Below are 5,922 nucleotides of genomic sequence, written 5' to 3'. Positions count from 1 at the left end.
GTATTCCTGATTGCCAGAACAGGTACGGAAATTCAGCGTATCGAGTTGCCGATAGAACGTGCGTCCAGAGTCTCCAGCACGGAAATCCCGATGAGAGACCGGGCACCCCTGATTGCGAAATTGACAGTGGCGCCCGACGGCGTTCATCTCGAACTGTGCAGTGATGAGCCGATTGATCGTGCGTACGCAAAGCTGGAAAGGCTCGGGCATCGTGTGCTGATCTACGACAGGCACGGATGGAAGGCCAAAGGGTCTGTCGCCAGTTTCGCCTGATCGAATCGGCGGTTTGTGCTGGTCATGCCAGCAGCAACACTACTGCGCTATGGGCCGGACCGTGCAAACCAGCGATCGTCAGCGTGCGCGCGGGCGGGCAGGGCAGGGCGAGGACAAGGGAGGCAACAGTTGGCCTCGCAAGCCTGGGAAGCCGGCTGTGATGCATTGGAAGTGGGAGGCAGCGCATCTCGCGAATCCAGCGATGCCGGATGACGCTTCTGTTCGCCATGCAGGTCTCCGTTGGAGTAGCCTCGGCACTCCGGCGGCTACCCAGGTGATTCCGATGAAGCTAGATATCAACGGTCGGCAACATGAGGTTGATGTGCCCGATGACATGCCGCTGCTTTGGGTGCTGCGTGATGTCATCGGCCTGACCGGAACGAAGTTCGGTTGTGGCATGGCGCAATGCGGGGCTTGCACGGTGCACGTCGACGGTCAGGCCATTCGATCCTGCGTGACCCCCGCCTCGACGCTCACCGGCAAGAAAATCGCAACGATCGAAAGCCTGGGCATCGATGGTTCACATCCGATCCAGCGTGCCTGGATCGAGGAAGACGTGGTGCAGTGCGGATACTGCCAATCAGGGCAGATCATGTCGGCGTTGGCATTGCTGACTGTCAACGCGGAGCCGAATGATGCGGATATCGACGCCGCGATGGCCGGCAACATCTGTCGATGCGGTACTTATCAGCGCATCCGGTCTGCCGTTCATCGCGCCGCGAAATTGAGCAAGGAGAGCAGCAATGAAGCATGAATCCGATATCCTGGCTGCTCCCTCGCGTCGACGCTTCCTGGCCACCTCGACGGCATTGGCCGGAGGTCTGGTCATTGCCTGCTTCATTCCGATCGGCGGACGTCGACTGTTCGCCCAGGACGGCGAGGCGCCAACGCCGGCACCGACTGACCCGAATGCATTCGTGCGTATTGGTTCGGACAACTCGGTGACCGTCCTGCTAAAGCATTCCGAAATGGGTCAGGGTGTGTGGACATCCATTCCGATGGTGCTCGCTGAGGAGCTCGATTGTGATTGGGCCAAGGTGCGCGTCATGAACGCGCCGAATTCGACAATGTACGCAAACCTTGCGTTCGGCATCCAGGGCACCGGCGGATCGACGAGCACCCTGGAATGCTTCGAGCAAATGCGCCAGGCTGGTGCGACGGCACGGGCGATGCTTGTCAACGCAGCCGCGCAGGCATGGAAAGTCGATGTTTCGACTTGCCACACCGAGAACGGCTTCGTGATCTGCGGCGCGCAAAAGGCCTCCTATGGCGAGCTTGCCGATGCTGCGGCGAAAGGCATCGCTCCGGAAAACGTCGCCCTCAAGGATGCGTCACGCTGGAAGCTGATCGGAAAGCCGACGCGACGCCTCGACAGTCTTGCCAAGGTTACCGGTGTGGCGTCGTTTGGATTCGATGTGGCCAGGCCCGGTCTGCTCGTCGCGATGCTCGCGCGTGCTCCGGTATTCGGCGGCACCGTGGCGCGCTTTGATGCAAGCAAGGCGAAGGCAATCCCGGGCGTAGTCGACGTGGTGCAGGTACCTGGCGGTATCGCTGTTCTTGGCCAGCACACATGGGCCGCCCAGCAGGGGCGTGAGGCGCTCGAAATCGAATGGGACAATGGTGCTGGCGCATCGCTGTCAACCGAGGTCATGCGTGCGGACTACCGCAAGCGCGCTGAGAAGTCGGGATTGATCGCCAGCCAGGCTGGCAACGTGGATTCAGCGCTGAAGTCAGCCAGAAAGCGCGTGAACGCCGACTATGAAGTGCCATACCTGGCTCATGCGCCCATGGAGCCGCTGAACTGTACGGTTGAAATCAGTGCGCAGGGCTGCGAAATCTGGACCGGGACCCAGTTTCAGGGGGTTGATCAGGGTGTTGTCGCACAGATCCTCGGTATCAAGCCCGAGCAGGTCACCATCCACACGATGTTCCTCGGCGGCGGTTTCGGTCGTCGGGCCAATCCGGTTTCCGATTTCATTGCGGAAGCCGTGCAGGTGGCCAAGGTCGCGAACAAGCCGGTCAAACTGGTCTGGACGCGCGAAGATGATATCCGCGGTGGCTACTACCGGCCGATGTGGTTGTCGCGATTCGGCGCTGCCCTGGGCAAGGATGGAATGCCGACTGCCTGGTCCCACACTGTGGTCGGCCAGTCGATTGCGGCCGGTACGCCTTTCGCGCCGATGATGATCAAGGATGGCATTGACGCGTCGTCGCTTGAAGGAGCGGCAGATTCACCCTATCTTGCCGCCATTCCCGCGTATCGCGTCGATTTGCATTCGCCCGAGAGTCCGATACCCGTGCTGTGGTGGCGCTCGGTTGGCCATTCGCATACCGGTTTCGTGGTCGAGAGTTTCGTCGATGAACTGGCGCATGCAGCAAAAGTCGACCCGTTGGCCTACCGCAGGAAACTGCTCCCCGCCGACTCGCGCAACCTGCGTGCGCTTGAACTGGCTGCGAAGGAGTTTGGCTGGGGCAAGCCGCTGCCGAAAGGCCATGCTGCAGGATTGGCAGTGCATGAATCGTTTGGCAGCCATGTCGCGCAAGTTGCCGAGGTATCGGTGGAGGACGGCAAGATACGCGTGCATCGAGTTGTCTGTGCGGTCGATTGCGGGCCGGTGGTCAATCCGATGACGGTAGAGGCGCAAATGCAGTCGGCTATCGCCTTTGGCCTCGGCGCCGCCCTGCACAGCGAGATCACATTCAAGGATGGCAAAGTCGAGCAAGGCAATTTCCATGACTACAAGGTGCTCAAGCTTGATGAAATGCCCCGGGTCGAAGTACACATTGTTTCCAGTGCCGAGAAAATGGGCGGTGTCGGCGAGCCGGGCCTGCCACCGATCGCTCCAGCCGTGGCCAATGCAATTTTCGCCTTGACCGGCCAGCGTTTGAGGAAGCTGCCCCTGATACTGGCCTGAGGGGTAGCCAATCGGCAGGCTGGATCAATGGATCCGGCCTGCCAATAAATTTGCGCGCAGAATTTCGATGCCCCTCGAAACCCCTGAACTTGAAGTAGTTTTTCAATTCAACGGGCGGGTTTGTCCGCAACGCGGGGCATTCGAAGTCATGCGCAGTTACACTCGCACCTGAAATCTTCATGGGGAACTGCACTTGGACGCTCGATCTGGATTCGCCAGCACCTATCGCACAGCCGGAACCATCTCGATTCTGCTGATACTGGCTCTGCTTCTCATTGCTTGCAGCAAGGAAGCGCCAGCGCCCCAGATGCAGGCTCTGCCGGTCAAGGCTATGGATGTCATCCAGCGGCCGACCGCCATTTACAAGGAGCTGATTGGCGAGGTCCGTGGCTCCCAGGAAGTCGAGATCCGTGCCCGTGTGAGCGGCATTCTCACAGGCAAGCACTTCCAGGATGGTGCACTCGTGGAGCAAGGAGAGTTGCTCTTCACGATTGATCCCCGCGAATACCGTGCCGCAGTGGCTTCTGCAGAAGCGCAGCTGGCCTCTGCCGACGCGGCATCGTCGCGTGCCCAGCTTGATGTGGCCCGCTATGAGCCGCTTGTGGCGGAGAATGCGATCAGCAAACAGGTTTACGACAATGCCGTGGCTACCGCGCGCCAGGGGAAGGCTGAAGTGGCCGCACTGAAGGCCAATCTGTCCGCTGCGAAACTCGGGCTGGAGTATGCCAGCGTGACTGCTCCGATTTCCGGGCGCATTGGTGCTGCTGATGTCTTTGAAGGCGGCCTGGTCAGTGCCGGATCGACCCTGCTCGCAACCGTTTCCTCTGACGATCCGGTATGGGTCTATTTCAGCGTCAGTGAAAGCGATCTCCTCGACTTCCAGCGACGCACCGGCCAGATGGAATTGCCCGACGATTCTCCTACCCGCAAGGTCCAGCTCACCCTGGCTGACGGCAGCGTCTATCCTCAAGACGGGCTGATCGATTTCGCCGACCGTGCCCTGGATTCACGTACGGCAACATATCGGCTGCGCGCGGAATTCCCGAATCCCGAGCACAGCCTGAAGCCGGGCATGTTCGCGCGCATTCGGGTCACAGGCGAAATCATCGACGACGCACTGCTGGTGCCGGAGCGCGCAGTTACGCAGAAGCTCGGCACCTATTTCGTGACGATAGTCGGTGCAGATGGCAAGGCAGTATTGCGATCGGTCACGCCTGGTCCGAGACAGGGAAGCCTCTGGGTGATCAGCGCGGGGCTCAAGCCTGGCGACAAGGTGGTCGTCGAAGGGGCGCAGAAGGCGAGGCCGGGAACGCCGCTGAAAGTCATTGAAGTCACCGAAGCCGATCTGAAAACCGAGAAGCAGCCGGCAGCTCCCGCGCCGGCTGGCGGTTGAGGAGGACAGCTCATGGCACGCTTCTTCATTGATCGCCCGATCTTCGCGATCGTAATTTCGCTGTTCCTCGTACTGACCGGCGTATTGTCGATGCTGGGGCTGCCCATTGCGCAGTACCCGGACATTGCCCCGCCGACCGTTTCCATTCGCGCTTCCTATCCCGGTGCGAATGCCATCGTCGTCAATGAGTCCGTGTCGGCCGTGATCGATCAGCAGGTCAACGGCACGACCGACATGAAGTACATCAAGGCGGTGTCCGGAAACGACGGATCGTCGAGCATCAACGTTACCTTCGATCTCGAGCGCGACGCGGATATCGCATCGGTCGAAGTGCAGAACCGGGTCTCTCAGGTCACCGCGCGACTGCCACCCGAGGTGCGTGATATCGGCGTATCCGTAACCAAGAGTTCGCCGGATACCCTGCAGTACATCGCGATCTACTCGCCAAAGGAAACCTACGATTTTCTTTTCGTCAACAACTACACCTATCTCTACGTCGTTGACTCGCTGAAGCGACTGAACGGCGTTGGCGACGTCACCGTGTTCGGTTCCGAATTCGGCATGCGTGTCTGGCTCAAGCCGGATCGCATGGCAGCCCTGGGACTGACCGTGGCCGATATTTCCAGAGCCGTTCAGTCGCAAAACGTGCAGGCGCCTGCGGGTCAGATCGGCATGGCGCCAGCCAGCTCGGATACCGGCTTTCAGTACACGCTGAGCGTGCAGGGCAGGTTGGTCGAAGTTGAAGAATTCGAAAACATCATCCTGCGCAACGAATCCGATGGCAGTTCCATTCGTCTGCGTGACGTGGCTCGCGTCGAATTGGGTGCGAAGAACTACGATGTCAGTGGTCAGCTGGATGGCACTCCCGCTTCGATCCTCGGCATTTTCCTCGCCCCGGGAGCCGACGCGCTGGAAACGGCTGAACTCATCAAGCACGAACTGGCTCGGCTCAGGACAAGTTTCCCCGAGGATCTCGACTACAAGGTCGTCTACGACACCTCGTTGTTCGTGGAAGCATCCATCGAAGAGGTCATGCACACCTTTGTCGAGGCATTGATCCTGGTGCTTATCGTGGTTTACCTGTTCCTGCAAAGCTGGCGGGCGACCCTCATCCCGGCGATCGCGGTGCCGGTAGTGCTGCTTGGCACCTTCGCGATTTTCTCGATCGCGGGGTTTTCGATCAACACGCTGACGCTGTTCGGGCTCGCGCTGGCGATCGGCCTGCTGGTCGATGACGCCATCGTGGTGGTGGAAAACGTCGAACGCGTCATGGAGGAAGAGGGCCTGGACGCGAAGGCCGCCACCGAAAAGAGCATGGGCGAGATTTCGTCCGCGCTGGTC

At 60.0% G+C, this 5,922-nt stretch carries 5 protein-coding genes; all 5 read left to right on the top strand.

The genetic code is table 11. From position 1 onward, the window contains the following. Positions 1–273, top strand: a 273-nt coding sequence (locus WBP53_RS15730) for a hypothetical protein (protein WP_423930609.1), incomplete at its 5' end; no start/stop codon positions are given. A gap of 283 nt (positions 274–556) precedes the next feature. Next, positions 557–1,027 (top strand): (2Fe-2S)-binding protein, encoded by a 471-nt coding sequence (locus WBP53_RS15725; protein ID WP_423930607.1) that lies wholly within the window; start codon positions 557–559, stop codon positions 1,025–1,027. Continuing rightward, on the top strand, positions 1,017–3,188 hold the full coding sequence (locus tag WBP53_RS15720; protein WP_423930605.1) for a molybdopterin cofactor-binding domain-containing protein: 2,172 nt from the start codon (positions 1,017–1,019) through the stop codon (positions 3,186–3,188). The genes WBP53_RS15725 and WBP53_RS15720 overlap by 11 nt, the downstream gene beginning before the upstream one ends. A gap of 193 nt (positions 3,189–3,381) precedes the next feature. Beyond that, positions 3,382–4,581, top strand: a complete 1,200-nt coding sequence (locus WBP53_RS15715; RefSeq protein WP_423930603.1) for an efflux RND transporter periplasmic adaptor subunit — start codon at positions 3,382–3,384, stop codon at positions 4,579–4,581. Positions 4,582–4,593: 12 nt separating this feature from the next. Beyond that, positions 4,594–5,922: efflux RND transporter permease subunit (locus WBP53_RS15710; protein ID WP_423930601.1), on the top strand; the 1,329-nt coding region annotated here is incomplete at its 3' end.

Source organism: Dokdonella sp., assembly GCF_049593775.1.
In the GTDB taxonomy this organism is placed as follows: Bacteria; Pseudomonadota; Gammaproteobacteria; order Xanthomonadales; family Rhodanobacteraceae; genus Dokdonella.
Note: the sequence above shows the minus strand (reverse complement) of the source record. Positions and strands in the feature narration are given on the sequence as shown.